This is a genomic window from Streptomyces plumbidurans (assembly GCF_019857225.1).
GTDB classification, from domain to species: Bacteria; Actinomycetota; Actinomycetes; order Streptomycetales; family Streptomycetaceae; genus Streptomyces; species Streptomyces plumbidurans.
In genome coordinates, this window is the sequence record NZ_JAFJSY010000009.1 from 63506 (window position 1) to 83476 (window position 19971).

Below are 19971 nucleotides of genomic sequence, written 5' to 3' on the forward strand. Positions count from 1 at the left end.
TGGCGTCACCGGGCGGCTCCCTTCGGCGGGCGGCCCTTGCCCGGGGGCCCGGCGAAGGCCTGGGCGATGTCCAGCCAGCGGTCGGCGTTCTCGCCTACGGCCTCGACGGCGAGGTCGTCGCGGTGGGCGCGCTGGGTGACCAGGAGGCAGAAGTCGAGGGCGGGGCCGGTGACGCGCTCGTCGGCGTCCTCGGGGCCGTAGGTCCACAACTCGCCCGAGGGTGCGGTGAGTTCGACCCGGAACTGCTCGAACGGCACGGGCAGTCCATGCACGCCGAACGCGAAGTCGCGGGTGCGGACACCGAGGCGGGCGATGTGGCGGAGGCGGTCGGTGGGGGTGCGTTCCACGCCGAGGGCCGCCGCTACGTCCCCGCCGTGGGCCCAGGTCTCCATGAGGCGGGCGGTGGCCATGGAGGCGGTGGCCATGGGCGGGCCGTACCAGGGGAAACGGGCCCCCTCGGGCGCCGCTCGCAGCGCCTCGGCCAACGCCTTGCGCCCGGCCCGCCAGTCCGCGAGCAGCCGCTCGGGCGGCTTGGCGGCGCCCTCCTCGGCCCCGTTGTCCACAAAGTCCCCGGGCTGGGCGAGCGCCTTCTCGACCTCACGGGAGAAGGCGGTTCGATCCGTCACGGCCAGCACGGAGTGGTGGTCGGTCCAAGCGAGGTGCGCGATCTGGTGCGCCACGGTCCAGCCGGGCGCGGGGGTCATGAGCGCCCACTGCTCCGGGCTCAACTCGGCCACCATGCGGTCGAGTTCCTCACTCTCCGCACACAGATCATCGATCACGGGCGTCGGGTCAGCCATGGGGCGAGCATGGCAGCGGGGCTAGAAACAATCAAGCATGCTTGTATTAATTTGTTTTCCACAGGTGGATATCTGTGTGCGGTCACTTGGCTACTCTCAGTGAGAGGAGGTGGTGGCGGTGCACATGCGCGAACTTGATCCCAGCGGGTCGCCCTTGGACTACTACGGCTACGAGCTACGGCGTACTCGGGAGGCAGCGGGGCTGACCCAGCAGGCGCTCGGTTCGATCGTGTTCTGCACGGGGTCCCTGATCGGGCAGATCGAGACGACGGGGCGGGTGCCTACGCGGGAGTTCTCGGAGCGGGTGGATGCTGCGCTGGGGACGGGTGGGACGTTTTCGCGGTTGGTGGGGTTGGTGCTGCGGAGTCAGTTGCCTAGTTGGTTTCAGCCTTATGCGGAGATGGAGGCGCGGGCGGGGTATATCTCCACCTTTCAGGCGCAGTTGGTGGACGGCCTCCTCCAGACGGAGGGGTATGCCCGTGCGGTCCTGGGTGTCCGCGACGACACGGAGCTCGAGTCGAAGGTGGCTGCGCGGATCGACCGGCAGCGCGTGTTGGGCCGGGATCGTCCCCCGACGACGTGGGTGGTGCTCAGCGAGGCAGTGCTGCACCAAGAGGTCGGCGGTCGGGGAGTCATGCGGAATCAACTCGCCCACCTGTTGACCATGCGCAACCGGCCGTGGGTGAAGGTTCAGGTTCTGCCGTTCGCGGCAGGCGCGCACACAGGGATGATGGGCTCGTTCGCCCACCTGCGCTTCGACGGGGACCCCGACATCATCTACACCGAGGACTTCGTCCAGGGGCACATGACGGCCAATCCGGACGCTGTCCGGGAAGGGGCGGTCCGTTACGATCAACTCCAGGCCGCAGCGCTCTCCGTGGAGGATTCCGCGGCTCTTATCGCCCGCGTTATGGAGGAGCGTTATGGGAACGAACCCCGGCCCGTCGGGCGCGATATGGCGTAAATCTTCGTACAGCGGCGACACCGGCGGCCAGTGCGTCGAGTGCGCCCCCCTCGGCACCGCAACGTGGCGCAAGGCCTCCTACAGCGGCGGCACCGGCGGTGATTGCGTCGAGGTCGCCGACCTCACGGCGCACATAGCCATCCGTGACTCCAAGCACCCCGCCGGAGGCACCCTCACCGTGTCCGCCGGTGCCTTTTCCAGCTGGGTCCGAGCCATTGCTCAGGGCAGCGGAACCGGCGTGGCCATATAGACGAAAAGGCCACCCGCCACGAAAGCGTGCCTGGCACCCTCATCCGCCGATTGCCAGGCCGCTCCGTGCAGGTGCAGCGCTGCGGTAGCCCGCACGGGTTCGTCAGCCTTCTTCGGCCCCGGCGAGGAAGCCGGGAACGTACTTGCAGTGCCACGTCACGCCGCGCGTACCGCCTGGGCTGCGTCTCGATAGATCGCTGCGGCCTCGACCAGATACTCCCGTGCCTCGTCGGGAGCGGACGCAACCTGGGCGAGATACTCGGCCCGGTGATACGCCCGCGCAGTCTCAGGATGCCGCTCGATCTCCAGGAGAGCGGCCCAGTGGGCAAGGTAGGCATGAACAGGACCGAGTGAGCCTTGTTCCACGGCGTTCGCGAGTGCTTGGTCCTTGGCCTGGTCGTACGAGGTCAAGAGCTGCGGGGCCACTACGGCGCACGCGGCACGCAGCGAACCCGGAGTGCGCTCCGGGGTTGGGATCAGCGGCCGTTCGGCCGAGGAGCCAGTGTGGTGCACACTCACGGATATTACGGTGCGCCATCCATCAGCCCGGCAGTACCGTCGCCCGATGCCTGATGAAGACGGTTACTTCGGAGAATCCGTTGCCGCCGGGTACGACGACTCGTCGGCGGAGATGTTCGCGGCGGACGTACTGGAACCGGCCGTAGAGCTGCTGGCGGAGCTGGCTGCTGGGGGGCGGGCCCTGGAACTGGGCGTCGGTACGGGGCGGGTCGCCTTGCCGCTGTCGGCTCGCGGAGTCGAGGTGCACGGGATCGACATGTCCCGGGCGATGGTGGAGCGGCTGCGGGCCAAGCCCGGCGGGGACGCGGTCGGCGTGACGATCGGGGACTTCGCCACGGCCAGGGCACAGGGCACGTTCTCCCTCGCATACCTGGTGTTCAACACCATCGCGAACCTCACCACGCAGGACGCCCAGGTCGACTGCTTCCGTAACGTCGCCGCCCACCTGGAGCCCGGCGGCCGCTTCGTCGTCGAGGTCGGCGTACCCGACCTGCGCAGGCTGCCGCCCGGGCAGAAAGCGGTGCCGTTCCACGTCAGCGAGGGACACCTCGGCTTCGACGAGTACGACGTGGCGACCCAGTCGATGACCTCCCACCACGTACGGATCAAGGACGGCCGCGCCGAATACCTCGCCTTCCCCTTCCGCTACGTATGGCCCTCGGAGCTGGACCTCATGGCCCGGCTGGCCGGGATGCGGCTGGTGAACCGGTGGGACGGCTGGACCCGGGAGCCCTTCACGAGCGAGAGCCGGCAGCACGTCTCGGTCTGGGAGAAGCCCGCCGACTGACCCCAACCGACCCCGGCCGACGCACCGCAGGTCACACCTCTGGCGGCAGCGAAGCCTTCCCCCGCCCCACCTGCGTCCGCACCGCCCCCATGCTCGCCGCGATGACCATGACGATCGCGGCGGCCTGCACGGCGGACAGGGCCTGGTCCAGGACCAGGAAGCCCGCTGTCGCCGCGAGAGCGGGCTCCAGGCTCATCATGATCGCGAAGGTGGAGGCGGGGAGGCGGCGCAGGGCGATGAGCTCGAAGGTGTACGGCAGCACGGAGGAGAGGACCGCGACCGACGAGCCCAGCGCGATCGTCGTCGGATCGGCGAGCTTGGAGCCCGATTCCGCGATCCCGAGCGGCAGCATCAGCAGCGCCCCGACCGCCATGGCCAGGGCGAGCCCGTCGGCCTGCGGGAACCGCCGTCCCGTACGCGCGCTGAAGATGATGTACGCCGCCCACATGGCACCCGCGCCCAGCGCGAAGGCGACGCCGACCATGTCGAGGTCGCCGAAGCCCCCCACCCCACCGCTGAGCAGGAAGACACCCCCGAGCGCGAGCGCGGCCCATACGGCGTTGAGGGCGCGGCGGGAGGCGAAGACGGACAGGGCGAGCGGGCCGAGGACCTCCAGGGTGACCGCGGCGCCGAGCGGAATGCGGTCCACCGCCTGGTAGAAGAGGCCGTTCATCGCGCCCATCACGGTGCCGAAGGCGATGACGGTGCCCCAGTCGGCGCGCGAGTGGCCGCGCAGCCGCGGGCGGCAGACCACCAGCAGGACGACGGCCGCGGCGATCAGCCGCAGGGTGACGACGCCGAGCGCCCCGGCCCTCGGCATCAGGCTCACGGCCAGCGCCGCACCGAACTGCACCGAGAGCCCGGCCCCGAGCACCAGCCCGACCGGGCCGAGCGAGTTCCGACGGTCCGGGCCACCGGGAGCGTTCACCGCGGTGGGCGAGGAGGTGGTGGTGCTGCTGGGCGTGGTCACGGGCGGTCCAGGTGCTCGGGTCGAGGTTCGTTCATCACGATGCACTGTCCAGTCCAGGGTAATGGACTCGGTCAGGCGTGTGAACCAGTTTTGCCACTGTCCCGGATGCTGGACGCGAACCCCTCACTTCATGAACCCTCCTCGTCCAGCGCCCCCGCCAACACCTCCGCCAGATGCCGCCCCCGCACCCCCGCCAGTTGGTCCAGCTGGGTCCGGCAGGAGAAGCCGTCGGCCAGGACGACCGCCCCGTCCGCTGCCCCCCGCACCGCCGGCAGCAGCTGGTCCTCCGCGCAGGATGCCGAAACCTCGTAGTGGCCCTTCTCGAAGCCGAAGTTGCCCGCCAGGCCGCAGCAGCCGCCCGCGAGGTCGCCGGTGAGGCCGGCTGCTTCGCGCAGTCTGCGGTCGGAGCCGTCTCCCAGGACCGCGTGCTGGTGGCAGTGGGTCTGGCCGGTCACCGGGCGGTGCACGGCCGGTGGTTTCCAATGCGGGGCGTACTTCTCCAGGGCCTCCGCGAAGGTCACGACCGCGGCGGCGAGGCGGGCCGCGCGCGGGTCGTCTGCCAGCAGTTCGGGCAGGTCGCTGCGCAGGGCGGCGGCGCAGCTCGGTTCCAGGACGACGACGGGGGCGCCCGTGTCCAGGACCGGGTCCATCAGGTCCAGGGTGCGGCGCAGGACGGTGCGGGCGCGGTCCAGCTGGCCCGTGGAGACGTACGTCAGGCCGCAGCACACCCGTCCGCGTCCCCGCAGCAGCGACAGCGGGTCCAGGGCGACCGTGTGGCCGTCGCCCACGGGCGCCTTCGCGAGCACCACCGTGGGCGGCAGCGCCACCCGCAGCCCGGCCGCCTCCAGCACTCGTACGGCCGCCTGCCCCACGGCCGGGGAGAGGTGCTCGGTGAACGTGTCCGGCCACAGCACCACCAGGTCACCGCCGGAGGATGACGTGGCGGGCCGCCGGGACCACCAGCGGCCGAACGTCTGCGTCGCCACCCGAGGGATGCGCCGCTCGGGCGCGATCCCGCCGAGTCGCTTGGCGAGCGCGGCCAACGGCCGTACGGAAGCAAGGGCGTTGACCAGCGGCGCCGTGCGCGTGCGCTCCACCCAGCGCAGCCAGAGCGGCAGTCGTCCCATGCTGTAGTGGGCGGCCGGGCGGCGTCGGCCCTCGTAGTGGTGGTGCAGGAACTCCGCCTTGTACGTGGCCATGTCGACCTCGACCGGGCAGTCGGAGCGGCACCCCTTGCAGGACAGGCACAGATCCAGCGCGTCGCGCACCTCGGTCGACCGCCAGCCGTCGGTCACCAGCTCCCCGGCGAGCATCTCGTGCAGCAGCCGGGCGCGCCCGCGCGTGGAGTGCTCCTCCTTGCCGGTAGCCCGGAAGGACGGGCACATCACGGAGGAGCCAGCCGCCGAGGTCGTACGGCACTTGGCGACCCCCACGCAGCGCCGGACCGCGGCGGAGAAGTCGCCGCCGTCCGCGGGGTAGCCGAAGACCACGTCGACCGGTTCGCGGGGCAGGACGGAGAAGCGGAGGTCGGCGTCGAGGGGTGAAGGGCGCACCAGGATCCCGGGGTTGAGGAGGTCGTCGGGGTCCCAGACGCCCTTGGCGCGCTCGAAGAGGGCGACCATCTCCGTGCCGTACATCTTCGGCAGCAGTTCGGCCCGCGCCTGTCCGTCCCCGTGCTCCCCGGACAGCGAGCCGCCGTGTGCGACGACCAGTTCGGCCAGGTCCTCGGAGAAGCGGCGGAAGCGGGCGATGCCCGGCTCGGTCAGCAGGTCGAAGTCGATGCGGACGTGGATGCAGCCGTCCCCGAAGTGGCCGTACGGAGTGCCTTTCAGGCCGTGGGAGGTCAGCAGGGCGCGGAAGTCCCGCAGATACGCGCCGAGCCGCGCGGGCGGCACCGCGCAGTCCTCCCAGCCCGGCCACGCCTCGCTGCCGTCCGGCATTCGGGTCGCGGTGCCGCTCGCGTCCTCGCGGATGCGCCACAGCGTCCGCTGTCCGGCGGGGTCGGTGACGATCAGCGAGTCGAGGACGTCGGCGGCCCGCACGATCGCCTCCGCACGCGCGCGTGCCTCGCCCTCCGACTTGCCTCCCGTCTCCACGAACAGCCAGGCCCCGCCCCGCGGGAGCGCGGCCGTGGACGGCACCAGGTCGGCCGCCATGCCCTCCACCGTGAGCGGCCCGTAGGGCAGCAGTCCGGCCGCGGCCTGCGCGGCGGCCGCCTCGTCGGCGTAGGCCAGCACGGCCAGGGCACAAGCGCGTGGGGCCTCGACGAGCCGTACGACGGCCTGCGTGAGCACTCCGAGGGTGCCCTCGCTGCCGCAGAAGGAACGGGCGACGTCGGCGCCCTTCTCCGGCAGCAGCGCGTCCAGCGCGTAGCCGGAGATACGGCGCGGCAGCTCGGGAAAACCCGTCCGCAGCCGCGCCAACTCCCCCTCGGCGAGGGCCCGCAGGCCCTCCGGCGCGCCCGCCCACTGCTGTCCGAGCCTGAGCCGCGCCCCGCGCGCGGTGACCACGTCCAGCTCGCGCACGCTGTCTGCGGTGGTGCCCCAGGCCACCGAGTGCGAGCCGCAGGAGTTGTTGCCGATCATCCCGCCGAGCGTGCACCGGCTGTGCGTGGAGGGGTCGGGGCCGAAGCGGAGCCCGTGCGGCGCGGCGGCCTCCTGGAGCCGGTCGAGGACGAGGCCGGGCTGTACGACGGCCTCGCGCGCCCCGGGGTCGAGCGACACCAGGCGGTTCATGTGGCGGGTGAAGTCCAGGACCACGCCGGTGCCGGTGGCCTGCCCGGCGATCGAGGTGCCGCCGCCGCGCGCCACGACCGGGACCCCGCGCTCGCGGCACACGGCCAGCACGGCCGCCACGTCGTCGGCGTCCCGCGGGGCGACCACGCCGAGCGGGACCCGCCGGTAGTTGGACGCGTCCATGGTGGTCAGCGCCCGGGACGTGACGTCGAAGCCGACGTCGCCCCGGACGGCCCTGCGCAGTTCGCCTTCGAGATCCGTCATGACCCCAGCATGCATCCGGGCACCGACAGTCACAGCAGCTCTGTCCACAGGCACCGGGTCCGTGTCCACAGGCACGGGATCCGTGTTTTTACAGGCACCGGGTCCGTGTACACGCGCTCGGGTCCGAGCCGTCGGCGGAACTTGTGAACGGATCCGGAACCTTCCCAAATTGATGACGAACTCCCATATAGTGACGATCAGTTGAGCAACCTGTGTCGCTTCTCGCCCAGGAACGACAGCGGAACCGATCAAGAACGACCGAGGCCCCCCGACCGAGGACCCGATTCATGACCGCCCCCCACGCGTCCGGCGAACGACCCACCGCCCGCACCGTCGCGCCCGCACCCCTGATCACGGCCGCCCTGGCCGCGCTCGCCGTCGCCGGCGCGGTCGCCCTGGCCCCCGCGTCCGACCGCGTCCCGCTCGGCCTCGGTGCGGGAGCGGGCGCCGTGCTGCTGTGCGTCGCCGTCGCCGTGGCCGCCCACGCGTTCGGTACGGCCCGGATCGCCCGCCGCCGGCTGGAGGCGGTCAGCCAGGACGCGGGGCGGCTGCTGCAGGACCGGGTCCGCCAGAGCGCGCAGTTCGACCAGGAGCGGGTCCGCCTGACCGAGGAGCTGACCCACGAGCGGGCCCGGGCGGACGCGGAGATCGCCCAGGAACGCGCGCGGCTGAGCGCCGAGTTCGAGCAGGAGCGCGCCCGGCTCACCGCCGAGAACGCCCGCCTCGCCGAGCGGGCCCGCAAGGCCGACCACGAGCGTGCCGCCGCGGTCTCGGCGACCGCCAACGCGGCGGGCCGTATGCAGGCCCTGGCCACCGGCATGCTCGCCGACCTGCGGGCCATGGAGGAGCGGCACGAGGACGAGGACGTACTCGCCGACCTCCTCCACCTCGACCACCGCACCGCGCAGGCGGGCCGCCTCGCCGACTCGATCGCCGTCCTCGCGGGCGCGCGCTCCGGACGCCGCTGGGCGCGCCCCATCTCCATGGAGTCGATCCTGCGCGGCGCGATGGGCCGCATCAGCGGCTACCAGCGCGTGCGGGTGCACTCCGCCAGCGAGGCCGCCGTCGCCGGACACGCCGCCGAGGGCGTGATGCACGCGCTCGCCGAACTCCTCGACAACGCCGCGAACTTCTCGCCGCCCACCGCCGAGGTGCATGTCTACGTCGAGGAGGTGCCGGCCGGCGTCATCGTGTCCGTCGAGGACAGCGGCCTGGTCATGGGCGAGGTGCAGCTGCGCCGCGCCGAACGGGCCGTCACCGGCGACGACACCGGCCTGGGCGGCCTCGGCGGCACGCGTCTCGGCCTCACGGTGGTCGGCCGGCTCGCCCGCAAGTACGGCCTCAAGATCTCCTTCCGGCCGTCCGCACGCGGCGGCACCGGCGTCCTGGTGCTCGTCCCGCAGGACATCCTCGTATCCGAGCAGCACACCGCGCGCCCCGAGGACGCGCTTCCCCTCCCGGAGACGGCGGCCGAGCGTCCGGCGCCCGCTGCCACAGTTCCGAGCCGCTCGGGCGACCGCCCGGAGCACGCCGCAGACGACCGCCCGGAGCAGCCCGACGCAGACCGTCCGGAGCAGCCCGTCGACCACCGTCCGGAGCCGGTCGACGAGCACCCGCAGAGGTCGTACGAGACCCCGCACTCCACCCCTGACCAGGCCCCCGGCGCCGGTCCCGACGAGGTCCGCGCCCACGACCCGCACCGCGCCCACCACGAGCCCGGCAACCACGAACCCGACGCCCTCTCGCCGGTCCTCCCCAAGCGCCGCCGGGGCCGCGCGCTCGCGGAGGCCGAGCGGGACCGGGAGCGGGCACGCGCGCGTGCCGCCGACTCCGCCGAATCCCCCATCCACGGCGCCATCCCCGGCCCCGGCGCCGACTCCACAGCCGTCCCCCTGGACGACCCCCTCGCCCGTGCCGCCCGCTTCAGCAGCTTCCGCCGGGCCGTGCGCGGTTCGCTCTCGGACCTGGGCGAGTCGTCACCGGCCGAGAACCCCGCCCCGCTCACCCCTGAACCGTCCGATGAACCGTCCGTCCTCTCCCACCCGCACCCGCACCCGCACCCGGATCCGGAAGGCAACTCCACGTCATGACCGGCACGACCACCGCCGACGAGAAGCTCACCTGGCTCATCCAGGGCCTCCTGGAGCGCACGCCCGGCGCACGGCACGCGCTCGTGCTGTCCCGGGACGGACTGAAGCTGTGCCGGACGCCGGAGCTCACCGTCGACCAGGCCGACCAGCTCGCCGCGATCGCCGCCGGAATCCAGTCGCTGTCCCAGGGCGCCTCGATGGAGTTCGGCGACGGCACCGGAGGAGTGCGCTCCGCCATGACCGAGTTCTACGGCGGGGTGCTGTTCATCGTGGAGGCCGGCGAGGGCGCGCACCTGGCCGTGGTGACCACCGAGGACGCGGACGCCGGGCTGGTCGGGCACAACATGAGCGAGCTGGTGGAACAGCTCGGCGCCCATCTGACCGCGCGGCCCCGGACCTCATGAGCCGCCCCGGCAGGGACGACTCACCCGACCGCCTGTACACCCTCACCGGGGGCCGCGCCCGCTCGGCCCCGGACAGCCCGTTCGACCTGGTGACCCTCGTGGTCGCCGAGTGCGATCCCGTGCCCGGCATGCAGTCGGAGCACGCCGCGATCCTCCGGCTGACCCAGCGGCCCACCGCGGTCGTCGAGCTGGCCGCCGAGCTGAGGCTGCCGGTGAGCATCACCAAGATCCTGCTCTCCGACCTCCTCGCGGCGGGTCGCATCAGCGCCCGCCACCCGAAGAAGCCCGCTTCGGGTGTCCACGATCCCGACGTCCTGGCACAGGTGCTCGTTGGACTCCGCAACCTCTGACGCGCGCACCCCGCCGGGTGCCTCGGCCGACAACGGCGAGGGCGTCCACGACGTCAGCCGGGTGGAGCACGTCAGGAACCAGTACGCGGCCAAGACCCCTTCCCCACAACAGGAGTTGGCACTGTGACCACCACCACGCCGGTGCCGCTCGGCGGCCCCCGGTTCCAGACCGATCCGGCGCGGCTGTACCGGGAGATGCGGCGCGAGCACGGTGCCGTGACGCCGGTCGTGCTCGACGGCGACGTACCGGCCTGGCTGGTGCTCGGCTACCGCGAGCTGCACCAGGTCACCGGCGATCCGGCGCTGTTCAGCCGCGATTCCGACCTGTGGAACCAGTGGGACCGCATCCCCGACGACTGGCCGCTGCTGCCGATGATCGGCCGCAAGCAGCCCTCGATCCTCTACACGGTCGGCGAACGCCACCGCGAGCGTGCCGCGATGATCAGCGACGCGCTGGAGGCGGCCAACCCCTTCGAACTGCGCGCCCACGCCGAGAAGTTCGCCGACGAGCTGATCGACGCCTTCAGCACCCGCGGCGAGGCGGACGTGATCGCCGACTACGCCATGCTGCTGCCCGTGCGCGTCCTGGCCCGGCTCTACGGCTTCACCGACGAGCAGGGGCCGGGCCTGGTGACCGCCCTGAACGACATGATCGACGGGCGGGAGCGGGCGATCGCCGGGCAGAGCCATCTGGCCACGTCCATGGCCGAGTTGCTGGCCGACCGCAGGGCCGAGCCCGCCGACGACGTCGTCTCGCGGATGCTGGCCGACCGCGGCGGCTTCAGCGACGAGGAGATCGCCCAGGACCTGATGGTGATGATGGCGGCGGGCCACCAGCCCACCGCCGACTGGATCGGCAACTCGCTGCGGCTGATGCTCACCGACGACCGGTTCGCGGCCTCCCTGTTCGGCGGCCGCAGCAGCGTCGCCGACGCCATGAACGAGGTCCTGTGGGAGGACACGCCCACCCAGAACGTGGCCGGCCGCTGGGCCGCCCGCGACACCCAGCTCGGCGGTCGCCGCATCCGCGCGGGCGATCTGTTGCTGCTCGGTCTGCAGGGCGCCAACTCCGACCCCCAGGTGCGTACCGACGGGTCGCTCACCGGCGGCAACAGCGCGCACTTCTCCTTCGGGCACGGCGAGCACCGCTGTCCCTTCCCCGCGCAGGAGATCGCCGAGGTGATCGCGCGCACCGGCATCGAGGTCGTACTGGACCGCCTGCCCGACATCGACCTGGCCGTCCCGGCCGAGTCCCTGACGCGTCGGCCCTCGCCGTGGCTGCGGGGTCTGACCGCGCTGCCCGTCCGGTTCGCGCCCGTCCCCGCGCTCTGACGCCCCCTGGAGGCATCCCCGTATGACGACGACCGGCACCGAAGAGACCCGTATCGCCCTCGATCCCTTCGTCACCGACCTGGACGGCGAGAGCGCGAGGCTGCGCGCCGCGGGTCCGCTGGCCGCCGTGGAACTGCCCGGCGGGGTCCCCGTCTGGGCCGTCACCCACCACGCGGAGGCGAAGCAGCTCCTCACGGATCCGCGCCTGGTGAAGGACATCGACGTCTGGGGTGCCTGGCAGCGCGGCGAGATACCGCCCGACTGGCCGCTGATCGGGCTCGCCAACCCGGGCCGCTCCATGCTCACCGTGGACGGCGCCGACCACCGCCGGCTGCGCGCGCTGGTCGCGCAGGCGCTCACCCCGCGCCGGGTGGAGCGGATGCGGGAGCGGATCAGCACGTTCACCGAGAGCCTGCTGGACCGGCTGCCCGCGGACGCGGACGCGGACGGCGTCGTGGATTTGAAGGCGTCCTTCGCCCACCCCCTGCCCATGTACGTCGTCGCCGACCTGATGGGCATCGACGAGGCGCGGCTGCCGCGGCTGAAGGAGCTGTTCGAGAAGTTCTTCTCGACGCAGACCCCGCCCGAGGAGGTCCTGGCCACGCTGACGGAGCTGGCGGGCATCATGGCGGACACGGTCGCCGCCAAGCGCGCCGAGCCGGGCGACGACCTCACCTCCGCCCTGATCCTGGCCTCGGAGAACGGCGACCACCTCACCGACCAGGAGATCGTCTCCACGCTCCAGCTGATGGTCGCGGCGGGCCACGAGACGACGATCTCCCTCATCGTCAACGCGGTGGTCAATCTGTCCCGTCACCCGGATCAGCGAGCCCTGGTGCTGTCCGGCGCGGCGGACTGGTCGGCGGTGATCGAGGAGACCCTGCGCCACTCCACCCCCACCTCGCACGTCCTGATCCGCTTCGCGACCGAGGACGTCCCGGTCGGGAACAAGGTGCTGCCCGCGGGCGACGCGCTGATCGTGTCGTACGCCGCGATCGGCCGGGACGAGCAGGCCCACGGGCCCACCGCGGGCGCCTTCGACATCACCCGGACCTCGCAGAACCGCCACATCTCCTTCGGTCACGGCCCGCACGTGTGCCCCGGCGCCGCGCTGTCCCGGCTGGAGGCGGGGGTGGCCCTCCCCGCCCTGTACGCCCGCTTCCCGGAGCTCGATCTGGCGGTCCCGCCGGCCGCTCTGCGCCACAAGCCCGTGGTGACGCAGAACGACCTGTTCGAGCTGCCGGTGCGGCTGTTGCCGCTGGTCTGATCGCACAGGTCCACGGGCCGGAGGAGTCGTCTCATCGGACGGACACGTTTCCGTGCGGTTTCACCGAGGGGATACGCTCCGGCTCGTGGCTGAGATTCAGATTCCCGCTGACATCAAGCCCGCGGACGGACGTTTCGGCGCGGGTCCCTCCAAGGTGCGGACGGAGGCGCTGGACGCTCTCGCCGCGACCGGTACCTGCCTCCTCGGCACGTCCCACCGCCAGGCCCCGGTCAAGAACCTGGTCGGCAAGGTGCGCGAAGGCATCTCCGAGCTGTTCCAGCTGCCCGAGGGCTACGAGGTGATCCTCGGCAACGGCGGCTCGACGGCGTTCTGGGACATCGCGACCCATGGCCTGATCGAGAACAAGTCGCAGCACCTGAGCTTCGGCGAGTTCAGCTCGAAGTTCGCCAAGGCATCCAAGCTGGCCCCGTGGCTGGCCGAGCCCACCGTCATCAGCAGCGACCCCGGCACCCACCCGGAGCCGGCCGCCGAGGCGGGCGTCGACGTCTACGCCTTCACGCACAACGAGACCTCGACCGGTGTCGCCATGCCGATCAAGCGCGTGGCCGGCGCGGACGAGGGCGCCCTGGTCCTCGTGGACGCCACCTCCGGCGCCGGCGGCCTCCCGGTCGACATCGCCGAGACGGACGTCTACTACTTCGCCCCGCAGAAGTCCTTCGCCTCCGACGGCGGCCTGTGGATCGGCGTCTTCTCCCCGGCCGCGATCGAGCGCGCCGAGCGGATCCACGCCTCCGGCCGCCATGTCCCGGAGTTCTTCTCGCTGCCCACGGCGATCGACAACTCCCGCAAGAACCAGACGTACAACACCCCTGCCCTCGCCACCCTCTTCCTGCTCAACGAGCAGCTGGAGTGGCTCAACGGCCAGGGCGGCCTGGACTGGTCGGTGCGCCGCACGGCGACCTCCTCGCGCACGCTGTACGGCTGGGCGGAGGACGTGAAGTTCGCGACGCCGTTCGTGACCGACCCGGCCAAGCGCTCCCAGGTCATCGGCACCATCGACTTCAGCGACGAGGTGGACGCGGCCGCCGTCGCCAAGGTGCTGCGCGCCAACGGCGTCGTCGACACCGAGCCCTACCGCAAGCTCGGCCGCAACCAGCTGCGCGTGGCCATGTTCCCGGCGGTGGACCCGGCGGACGTCGAGGCCCTGACGAAGTGCGTCGACTACGTGATCGAGAAGCTGTAGCAGTCTTCGCTACGACGACGAAAGGGCGCCCCGCGGATCAACCGCTGGGCGCCCTTTCGTCGTCGTAGGAGACCATCGGTTGTCGTCGTAGAAGACCCCCTGGAGGCCTGCGGCCGACATCCAGGTGAACCCGCAACCCGGACAAACCGGTCGGGCGCCACAGCCGCGTAACAGCGGACGCACAAGGGACAACTCCCGCCCCGCACCGCCGGTCGAACGGGGTGCGTCGTGGCGGAACCGGTGCCGTCCGGCGCAACTCCTTTGCTCCCGACCGAAGTTGGAGTTGCCCCATGTCCAGCAAGCCCCTGTCGGCGCGAGTTGCCGCCACCGCCGCGCTGCTGCTCGCCGCGGGCGCGCTGTCCGCGCCTGCCGCCTCGGCGGCGTCCTCGGACGCCGCGCCCGGCGACGCCTACGTGCTGACCGTGAGCACCAATCCGACCAGCACCGACTACGACAACCGCCACGTCGACGTCACCGGCACCGTCACCAAGGCCGACGGCACGCCGGCGCCCAACATCCCCGTCACCGTCCAGGAGGTCGTCCGCTTCACCACCTGGAACCCGTGGGGCGACCCGATCGACCCGAACTACTACGAGCCGCGCGACCTGGGCAAGCCCGTCACCGACGCCACCGGGAAGTTCACCATCCCCGACGTCGACATCGACCACGTGACCGGCAGCAGCCTGCTCAACGTCGAGCACGACGTACAGATCACCGCGCTCTACGACGAGGACGGCGACCTCAACACCCCGCAGGACGGCTACTTCGCGGACACCACCGTGGCCGCGAACGCCAAGTCCAGCTCCGTCAGTTACAAGGTCAACAAGAAGAAGGTGAAGGCGGGCGACATCCTCACCGTCCAGGGCAAGGTCACCCTGCCCAAGGGCGTCGAGCCGCAGGGCACCGAGGTCTTCCTGCAGACCTACTGGGAGCAGGAGTCCCACGTGAAGACGACCGTCGAGGACGACGGCTTCTTCGTGCTGTCCGTGCGCGTCTCGAGCTACGACGACACGTTCACCCTGCGCACGGCCCCGACGGACCTCTACGTGGCGGGTGCGGAGCAGAAGCTCCCGATCACCAACACCTCGCTGCCCGGCGGACGTTAGGAGCGGCGCACCAGGCGGCGGAGACCGAGGAGGACCGCGGCTGCCACGGCGACGGCGACGGCTCCGACCTTGAGATGGCCGATCCCGCTGCCGCCGCCGGGGTCGGAGGCGCTCGAACTCCCGTCGGCGGACGGCGACTTGGCGTCTCCGGCCCCGCCGCCCGGCGTGTCCTCCGCCTGCACCGGGCTGTCGTCGCCCTCGCTGCCGTACATGAGGCGTGTCCCGTCGGCGGAATAGCTGACGGACTCGCCCTGGCCCTGCAGCGGGACGTTCAGCCGGCCCTTGCGCTTGATCTTCCCGCCGTTCCAGTCGTAGTAGATCCCGCCGAAGTAGCCCCGGACGGCGAGCTGTCGGCCGTCCGGGGAGATCGCGGCGTCGGTGGCCCACAGGTCGACGGCGGCGACGGGCTTGAAGTAGTTCGTGCCCGAGGAGGAGAGCTCGGCGGGGCCTTCGTAGAGGTGCCCGCCGTCCTCGTTCTTGTCGATGATGTACGCGCGCCCCGTCTTCGGGTCGACGACCAGCGACTCGGCGTTGCGCGCCCCGTCGGTGTACTTCACGACGTACTGCGTGGCCCGGACGGTCTGGTCGACGAGCTTCTTCGGCTCGGGCAGCCGGTAGATCCACACGTACGGCCACTTGCCGCCGAGGTTGTCGCCGATGTCGCCTACGTAGATCTGGTGGTCGGGGCCGATGGAGATGGCCTCGACGTCGCGGGGCGAGCCGATGCCGCTGAGGGTGACGCGGGCGACGGTCTTGCCGGTCGCGCTGTCCACGGCGTAGAGATACGGGCCGTCGTCGCTGTCGTTGTGCGTCCAGTAGATCCCGGGGTGCAGGTGCGAGGCGGCGAGGCCGCTCGACTCGGTGATGCGGGGGTCCTTGATGCTGAACCCCTGGTCCCCCTTGCCGTCGCCGTCGTCGGCGGAGGCGGGCAGGGCGAACACGCCCACGAGCAGGGCTCCGGCGAGAAGAGCGAGGGGTCGGCGCATGCCCCAAGCCTGCCATCCCGTCGAACGGTTGACGGACCGAGCCGGGTTCCCGCCGCGCCGCACCGTGGCAGGCCTCACACCCCACCCGTCCCATTGATTCCCCGCGGATCGTTCATCATGAGCGGATGCTCAGGTTCATGCCGGTCGGCGACTCGATGACGATCGGGAGCGCGGGCGAACACACCTGGCGCTACCGGATGTGGCGCCATCTGCGGGACACCTACGGGGGCCCGTTCGCGCTGGTCGGCCCGCGGGAGGCGCTGCACGACCCGGCGGCGGACGCGCCGACCTCCTACGAGTACGCCGATCCCGACTTCCCCCGCGGCCACCTGGCCGGCTGGGGCGAGGGCTGGCACCACATGGTGCCGCTGATCGGCGACGCGGTGCGCTCCTGCCGCGCCGACGTGCTGATGGTCTCGCTGGGCCTGATCGACCTCGGCTTCTACACCAACGCGGAACAGACGGCGGACACCGTGCGGCGGTTCGTGGCCGAGGCCAGGGCGGCCCGCCCGCGCGTGCGCATGGTCGTGCTGCCGGTGATCCCCAACGTCAGAGCCGCGTCCGACCCGGCCTTCTCCGCCCAGGTGGACCTCTTCAACGTCCTGCTCGCCAAGACCCTCGCCGACCTGGACGAGCCCCGCTCCCCGCTGCTGCTCGCCTCTCCCCCGCCGTCGTACGACATCCACCTCGACACCTACGACGGCACCCACCCGAACGCGAGCGGGGAACACAAGATCGCGGAGGCGTTCGCGGGGGCGATGTGGGAGGCGTGGGGGGTCGGACAGCCGTACGCGGCTGAATCGAGCTGACCGATTTGCGGCGTCTCCTGGTCACCGTGCGTATCGTTGTACCGCGCGGCTGCACTCGTCCGTGGGGTGGCCGGGGAGTAGCGCCACGATGACCGTCCTTGAAGACAGGATCGCCATGGCCGACGTCAACACGCAGCGCTTGGACGAGTGGTTCGAGCGGCTGGAGCGGATGCCCGTCCCCGAAGGATTCAGGGTCGAGATCGTCGGGGGCAACGTCTTCATGACACCGCAGCGTGACACGCACTGGGCCATCATCTTCAAGCTCGCAATGGCTGTTGAAGCCCGGTTCGGGGAGGACGTCAAGGTGTTCTCGGACGTCCGCATCGACTTCCCTGGCCATGAGAACGGTCTCTGCCCGGACGTCGCCGTACTCCGCGCCTCCGCCGAGAAGGACGACGAGGGCCACTGGCGCTACGAGGACGTCCAGTTCGTCTTCGAGGTCATCTCGGAGGGCACGGCCGCCAACGACTACGGCCCGAAGAAGGCCGCCTACGCGACCGCCGAGCTCCCCCTCTATGTCATCGTCGACCCCTACCAGGGCCACTGCTTCGTCTACACCGACCCGAAGAACGGCGACTACGTCACGCGGACGAGGGTGGACTTCGGCGACGACATCGATCTGACCGGCACCGTGGCCGACCTGACCGTGAGCACCAGCGGCTTCCCCCGCGACTGACCCCTCCTGACCCCTCTTGCATAGAGCGCACTCCAAGACGTTGGCTTGTGCACCATGGAGTACACGCAACTGGGACGCACGGGACTCAAGGTCGGCCGGCTGGTTCTCGGCACGATGAACTTCGGGCCGCAGACGAACGAGACCGACAGCCACGCGATCATGGACGCGGCGTTGGACGCCGGTATCAACCTCTTCGACACCGCGAACGTGTACGGCTGGGGCGAGAACAAGGGCCGTACCGAAGAAATCATCGGGAACTGGTTCGCCAAGGGCGGTGACCGGCGCGACAAGGTCGTGCTCGCCACCAAGGTCTACGGCAACATGGGCGCCGACGGCGCGGCCTGGCCCAACCACGACAAGCTCTCCGCGCTGAACATCCGGCGCGCGGTCGACGCCAGCCTCAAGCGGCTGCAGACCGACCACATCGACGTCTACCAGTTCCACCACGTCGACCGCAGCACTCCCTTCGAGGAGATCTGGCAGGCCATCGACGTACTGGTGCAGCAGGGCAAGATCCTCTACGTCGGGTCGTCCAACTTCCCCGGCTACAAGATCGCCCAGGCCAACGAGATCGCCGCCCGCCGCGGCGGCACCATCGGCCTCGTCAGCGAGCAGTGCCTCTACAACCTCGCCGAGCGCCGCGCCGAGATGGAGGTCATCCCGGCCGCGCAGGAGTACGGGCTCGGGGTCATCCCCTGGTCGCCGCTGCACGGCGGGCTGCTGGGCGGTGTGATCAAGAAGGAGGTCGAGGGCGGGCGCCGGGCGAGCGGCCGGGCCGCGGACGCCCTCGCCAACACCACCATCCGCGCCCAGATCCAGGCGTACGAGGACCTGCTCGACAAGCACGGGATCGAGCCCGGTGAGGCCGCTCTGGCCTGGCTGCTGACCCGGCCGGGGGTGACCGGCCCGATCGTCGGCCCGCGCACCGCCGAGCAGCTCGACTCCGCCCTGCGCGCGGTCGAGCTGGAGCTGAGCGAGGAGCTGCTGTCCGGTCTGGAGGAGATCTTTCCGGGCCCGGGCCCGTCTCCGGAGGCCTTCGCCTGGTAGACCGGGCGGACGCGCGGCGCGGCGGCGGCCGGCTACTTTCCCGTCGCCGCCGCGTACGCCACCACGGCGAACAACAGCACCAGCACTACGGCCATGATCCGGTTCCGGGTCTTCGGGTCCACGTGGTCGAGCCTAACCGGCCCCGCCGAGCGCCCAGCGGGCGACCGCCTCGTAGCGCGGCTGCTCCCCCGCGACACCCGACGTCGGCAGGTTGCTGCGTACGAGCGCCAGCTCGGCCACCGTCCAGGTGCGGCCGGTGAAGTCCTCCAGCGCGGACACGTACGGCCGCACGTCCACCGCGTCGCGGCTGCGGGCCAGCGTGAGATGCGCCTTGAAGCGCCGGTGCTCGCCCATCGGCACGCCCGCCTTGCGCCCGGCCGCCTCCGCCCGCTCGGCGAGCAGCCGCAGCGTCCGCAGCTCGCCCTGCGCCCCCGCCCACAGCGCCCGCCCGCGCCCGAACTGCCCCGCACCGCGCACGGCGAGCGCGAACGGCTCGGTACGCCGCGCGGCCCGCTCCAGCCGCGCCGACAGCTCCGGTACGACGTCGTCGTCGACCTCCCCGTAGAACGCGAGCGTGAAGTGCCACCCGGCCCGCCCGGTCCAGCGCATCCGATCCGCCCCGGGCAGCCCGCGCAACCGGTCCACTTCCCCGGCAAGTTCACGCACCACGTCATCGGGCGGCAGCACGGCCGCGAAAAGTCTCATGGCTCCACAGTCTCGCCCCCGGACGCATGTTCGCCCGCCCGTGCCCTGGTCACCGTGCGTATCGTTGTACTGCGCGGCTGCACCTGTCCGTGGTGCGGCCGGGGAGGAGCGCCACGATGTCCGTCCTTGACGACAGGATCGAGATGGCCGAGGAGTGCGACGAACTGACGCTGGACGTCCTGTTCGAGTGGCTCGAGAAATTGCCCATCCCCGAGGGTACGAAGATCGAGATCGTCGGGGGGAACATCTTCATGTCGCCGCAGCGCCAGAGCCACTGGGAGATCATCGTCGCCTTCGTCGAGCAGTTGCTCGGCAAGTACTCCCGCAAGCGCCTGGCATCGGACGTCCGGATCGACTTCCCCGGCCATCTGAACGGCTTCGCCTGCGACCTCGCGGCGATGGCCGAAAGGTCGGTCAAGGACAGCAAGGGCCGCTGGCGCTATCAGGACATCGAATTCGTGACCGAGGTCATTTCAAGGGACACGGCGGACAACGACTACGGCCCGAAGAAGGACGTCTACGCAGCGGCCGGTGTACCGGTCTACTTGATCGTGGACCCGTACACCGGCGAGTGGCACCTGCACACCCTCCCGAAGGACGGCAAGTACCACAGCGAGGTCCGCTTCCCCTTCGGCGAGGACATCGACCTGACCGGCACCCCGGTCGGCCTCGTCCTCCACACCGACGACTTCCCCCGCGACTGAGCG

At 71.2% G+C, this 19971-nt stretch carries 21 protein-coding genes; 15 read left to right on the forward strand and 6 right to left on the reverse strand.

Going from position 1 to position 19971, the window contains the following annotated elements:
- Positions 1–5: 5 nt before the first annotated feature.
- Positions 6–800 carry a TIGR03084 family metal-binding protein gene (locus tag JYK17_RS07500; RefSeq protein ID WP_222810071.1) on the reverse strand — a complete coding sequence of 265 codons (795 nt, stop codon included), beginning with the start codon at positions 798–800 and terminating at the stop codon, positions 6–8.
- Between the two features lie 124 nt (positions 801–924).
- Here JYK17_RS07500 and JYK17_RS07505 point away from each other — a divergent pair, with 124 nt between their 5' ends.
- Both JYK17_RS07505 and JYK17_RS07510 read left to right on the forward strand, forming a co-directional pair.
- A complete protein-coding gene (locus JYK17_RS07505) occupies positions 925–1764 on the forward strand; it encodes a helix-turn-helix domain-containing protein (RefSeq protein WP_128802239.1) in 840 nt (279 codons plus the stop codon).
- Positions 1724–2014, forward strand: coding sequence for a DUF397 domain-containing protein (locus JYK17_RS07510; RefSeq protein ID WP_108008699.1), 291 nt, complete (start codon positions 1724–1726; stop codon positions 2012–2014). The genes JYK17_RS07505 and JYK17_RS07510 overlap by 41 nt, the downstream gene beginning before the upstream one ends.
- A 155-nt stretch (positions 2015–2169) precedes the next feature.
- Here the strand turns inward: JYK17_RS07510 and JYK17_RS07515 are convergent, their stop codons facing one another.
- On the reverse strand, positions 2170–2532 hold the full coding sequence (locus JYK17_RS07515) for a DUF6247 family protein (protein ID WP_108008701.1): 363 nt from the start codon (positions 2530–2532) through the stop codon (positions 2170–2172).
- Positions 2533–2578: 46 nt separating this feature from the next.
- On the opposite strand from JYK17_RS07515, the gene JYK17_RS07520 reads away from it, so the two are divergent.
- Positions 2579–3319 carry a class I SAM-dependent DNA methyltransferase gene (locus tag JYK17_RS07520; protein WP_222810072.1) on the forward strand — a complete coding sequence of 247 codons (741 nt, stop codon included), beginning with the start codon at positions 2579–2581 and terminating at the stop codon, positions 3317–3319.
- 31 nt (positions 3320–3350) lie between these two features.
- Here the strand turns inward: JYK17_RS07520 and JYK17_RS07525 are convergent, their stop codons facing one another.
- Together JYK17_RS07525 and JYK17_RS07530 are read right to left on the reverse strand one after the other, a co-directional pair.
- Complete coding sequence (locus JYK17_RS07525) at positions 3351–4289, reverse strand: EamA family transporter (protein WP_108008705.1); 939 nt, start codon at positions 4287–4289, stop codon at positions 3351–3353.
- A 128-nt stretch (positions 4290–4417) separates the two neighbouring features.
- The gene (locus JYK17_RS07530) at positions 4418–7288 is read right to left on the reverse strand and encodes an FAD-binding and (Fe-S)-binding domain-containing protein (RefSeq protein ID WP_222810073.1); all 2871 of its coding nucleotides are present in this window, start codon (positions 7286–7288) and stop codon (positions 4418–4420) included.
- A gap of 287 nt (positions 7289–7575) precedes the next feature.
- Between JYK17_RS07530 and JYK17_RS07535 the strand changes: the two genes are divergently transcribed.
- The 8 genes from JYK17_RS07535 (at position 7576) to JYK17_RS07570 (ending at position 15041) form a co-directional block, all read left to right on the forward strand.
- Positions 7576–9378, forward strand: coding sequence for an ATP-binding protein (locus tag JYK17_RS07535; RefSeq protein WP_222810074.1), 1803 nt, complete (start codon positions 7576–7578; stop codon positions 9376–9378).
- A complete protein-coding gene (locus tag JYK17_RS07540) occupies positions 9375–9782 on the forward strand; it encodes a roadblock/LC7 domain-containing protein (RefSeq protein WP_108008711.1) in 408 nt (135 codons plus the stop codon). Before JYK17_RS07535 ends, JYK17_RS07540 begins: the two co-directional genes overlap by 4 nt.
- Positions 9779–10132 (forward strand): DUF742 domain-containing protein, encoded by a 354-nt coding sequence (locus JYK17_RS07545; RefSeq protein WP_108008713.1) that lies wholly within the window; start codon positions 9779–9781, stop codon positions 10130–10132. Before JYK17_RS07540 ends, JYK17_RS07545 begins: the two co-directional genes overlap by 4 nt.
- Positions 10113–10259, forward strand: coding sequence for a hypothetical protein (locus JYK17_RS07550; protein WP_181362381.1), 147 nt, complete (start codon positions 10113–10115; stop codon positions 10257–10259). The genes JYK17_RS07545 and JYK17_RS07550 overlap by 20 nt, the downstream gene beginning before the upstream one ends.
- On the forward strand, positions 10256–11464 hold the full coding sequence (locus tag JYK17_RS07555) for a cytochrome P450 (protein ID WP_108008715.1): 1209 nt from the start codon (positions 10256–10258) through the stop codon (positions 11462–11464). Before JYK17_RS07550 ends, JYK17_RS07555 begins: the two co-directional genes overlap by 4 nt.
- Before the next feature lie 22 nt (positions 11465–11486).
- Entirely contained in the window at positions 11487–12731 is a 1245-nt protein-coding gene (locus JYK17_RS07560) for a cytochrome P450 family protein (protein ID WP_108008717.1), read from the forward strand.
- A gap of 85 nt (positions 12732–12816) precedes the next feature.
- Positions 12817–13935 (forward strand): phosphoserine transaminase, encoded by a 1119-nt coding sequence (serC, locus tag JYK17_RS07565; RefSeq protein WP_108008719.1) that lies wholly within the window; start codon positions 12817–12819, stop codon positions 13933–13935.
- Between the two features lie 290 nt (positions 13936–14225).
- Positions 14226–15041 carry an acyl carrier protein gene (locus tag JYK17_RS07570; RefSeq protein WP_108008721.1) on the forward strand — a complete coding sequence of 272 codons (816 nt, stop codon included), beginning with the start codon at positions 14226–14228 and terminating at the stop codon, positions 15039–15041.
- Here JYK17_RS07570 and JYK17_RS07575 read toward each other — a convergent pair.
- The gene (locus JYK17_RS07575) at positions 15038–16027 is read right to left on the reverse strand and encodes a WD40 repeat domain-containing protein (protein ID WP_222810075.1); all 990 of its coding nucleotides are present in this window, start codon (positions 16025–16027) and stop codon (positions 15038–15040) included. The two genes, JYK17_RS07570 and JYK17_RS07575, sit on opposite strands and share 4 nt — an antisense overlap.
- Positions 16028–16152: 125 nt before the next feature.
- On the opposite strand from JYK17_RS07575, the gene JYK17_RS07580 reads away from it, so the two are divergent.
- The 3 genes from JYK17_RS07580 (at position 16153) to JYK17_RS07590 (ending at position 18559) form a co-directional block, all read left to right on the forward strand.
- Complete coding sequence (locus JYK17_RS07580) at positions 16153–16836, forward strand: GDSL-type esterase/lipase family protein (protein ID WP_108008725.1); 684 nt, start codon at positions 16153–16155, stop codon at positions 16834–16836.
- An 88-nt stretch (positions 16837–16924) separates the two neighbouring features.
- Positions 16925–17512 (forward strand): Uma2 family endonuclease, encoded by a 588-nt coding sequence (locus tag JYK17_RS07585; RefSeq protein ID WP_108008727.1) that lies wholly within the window; start codon positions 16925–16927, stop codon positions 17510–17512.
- Positions 17513–17566: 54 nt separating this feature from the next.
- Positions 17567–18559, forward strand: a complete 993-nt coding sequence (locus JYK17_RS07590; protein WP_108008729.1) for an aldo/keto reductase — start codon at positions 17567–17569, stop codon at positions 18557–18559.
- A 132-nt stretch (positions 18560–18691) separates the two neighbouring features.
- Here JYK17_RS07590 and thpR read toward each other — a convergent pair whose 3' ends face one another.
- Positions 18692–19264, reverse strand: a complete 573-nt coding sequence (gene thpR, locus JYK17_RS07595) for an RNA 2',3'-cyclic phosphodiesterase (protein ID WP_108008731.1) — start codon at positions 19262–19264, stop codon at positions 18692–18694.
- A gap of 116 nt (positions 19265–19380) precedes the next feature.
- Between thpR and JYK17_RS07600 the strand changes: the two genes are divergently transcribed.
- The gene (locus JYK17_RS07600) at positions 19381–19968 is read left to right on the forward strand and encodes a Uma2 family endonuclease (RefSeq protein ID WP_222810076.1); all 588 of its coding nucleotides are present in this window, start codon (positions 19381–19383) and stop codon (positions 19966–19968) included.
- Positions 19969–19971: the final 3 nt, after the last annotated feature.

Excerpts from the sequence above, each read along its gene's own strand:
- JYK17_RS07520 (WP_222810072.1), top strand. The coding sequence starts at position 2,579 with ATGCCTGATGAAGACGGTTACTTCGGAGAATCCGTTGCCGCCGGGTAC.
- JYK17_RS07590 (WP_108008729.1), top strand. The coding sequence starts at position 17,567 with ATGGAGTACACGCAACTGGGACGCACGGGACTCAAGGTCGGCCGGCTG.
- JYK17_RS07530 (WP_222810073.1), bottom strand. The coding sequence starts at position 7,288 with ATGACGGATCTCGAAGGCGAACTGCGCAGGGCCGTCCGGGGCGACGTC.
- JYK17_RS07570 (WP_108008721.1), top strand. The coding sequence starts at position 14,226 with ATGTCCAGCAAGCCCCTGTCGGCGCGAGTTGCCGCCACCGCCGCGCTG.
- JYK17_RS07600 (WP_222810076.1), top strand. The coding sequence starts at position 19,381 with ATGTCCGTCCTTGACGACAGGATCGAGATGGCCGAGGAGTGCGACGAA.
- JYK17_RS07535 (WP_222810074.1), top strand. The coding sequence starts at position 7,576 with ATGACCGCCCCCCACGCGTCCGGCGAACGACCCACCGCCCGCACCGTC.
- thpR (WP_108008731.1), bottom strand. The coding sequence starts at position 19,264 with ATGAGACTTTTCGCGGCCGTGCTGCCGCCCGATGACGTGGTGCGTGAA.
- JYK17_RS07500 (WP_222810071.1), bottom strand. The coding sequence starts at position 800 with ATGGCTGACCCGACGCCCGTGATCGATGATCTGTGTGCGGAGAGTGAG.
- JYK17_RS07580 (WP_108008725.1), top strand. The coding sequence starts at position 16,153 with ATGCTCAGGTTCATGCCGGTCGGCGACTCGATGACGATCGGGAGCGCG.
- JYK17_RS07505 (WP_128802239.1), top strand. The coding sequence starts at position 925 with ATGCGCGAACTTGATCCCAGCGGGTCGCCCTTGGACTACTACGGCTAC.
- JYK17_RS07510 (WP_108008699.1), top strand. The coding sequence starts at position 1,724 with ATGGGAACGAACCCCGGCCCGTCGGGCGCGATATGGCGTAAATCTTCG.
- JYK17_RS07545 (WP_108008713.1), top strand. The coding sequence starts at position 9,779 with ATGAGCCGCCCCGGCAGGGACGACTCACCCGACCGCCTGTACACCCTC.
- JYK17_RS07585 (WP_108008727.1), top strand. The coding sequence starts at position 16,925 with ATGACCGTCCTTGAAGACAGGATCGCCATGGCCGACGTCAACACGCAG.
- JYK17_RS07575 (WP_222810075.1), bottom strand. The coding sequence starts at position 16,027 with ATGCGCCGACCCCTCGCTCTTCTCGCCGGAGCCCTGCTCGTGGGCGTG.
- JYK17_RS07540 (WP_108008711.1), top strand. The coding sequence starts at position 9,375 with ATGACCGGCACGACCACCGCCGACGAGAAGCTCACCTGGCTCATCCAG.
- JYK17_RS07560 (WP_108008717.1), top strand. The coding sequence starts at position 11,487 with ATGACGACGACCGGCACCGAAGAGACCCGTATCGCCCTCGATCCCTTC.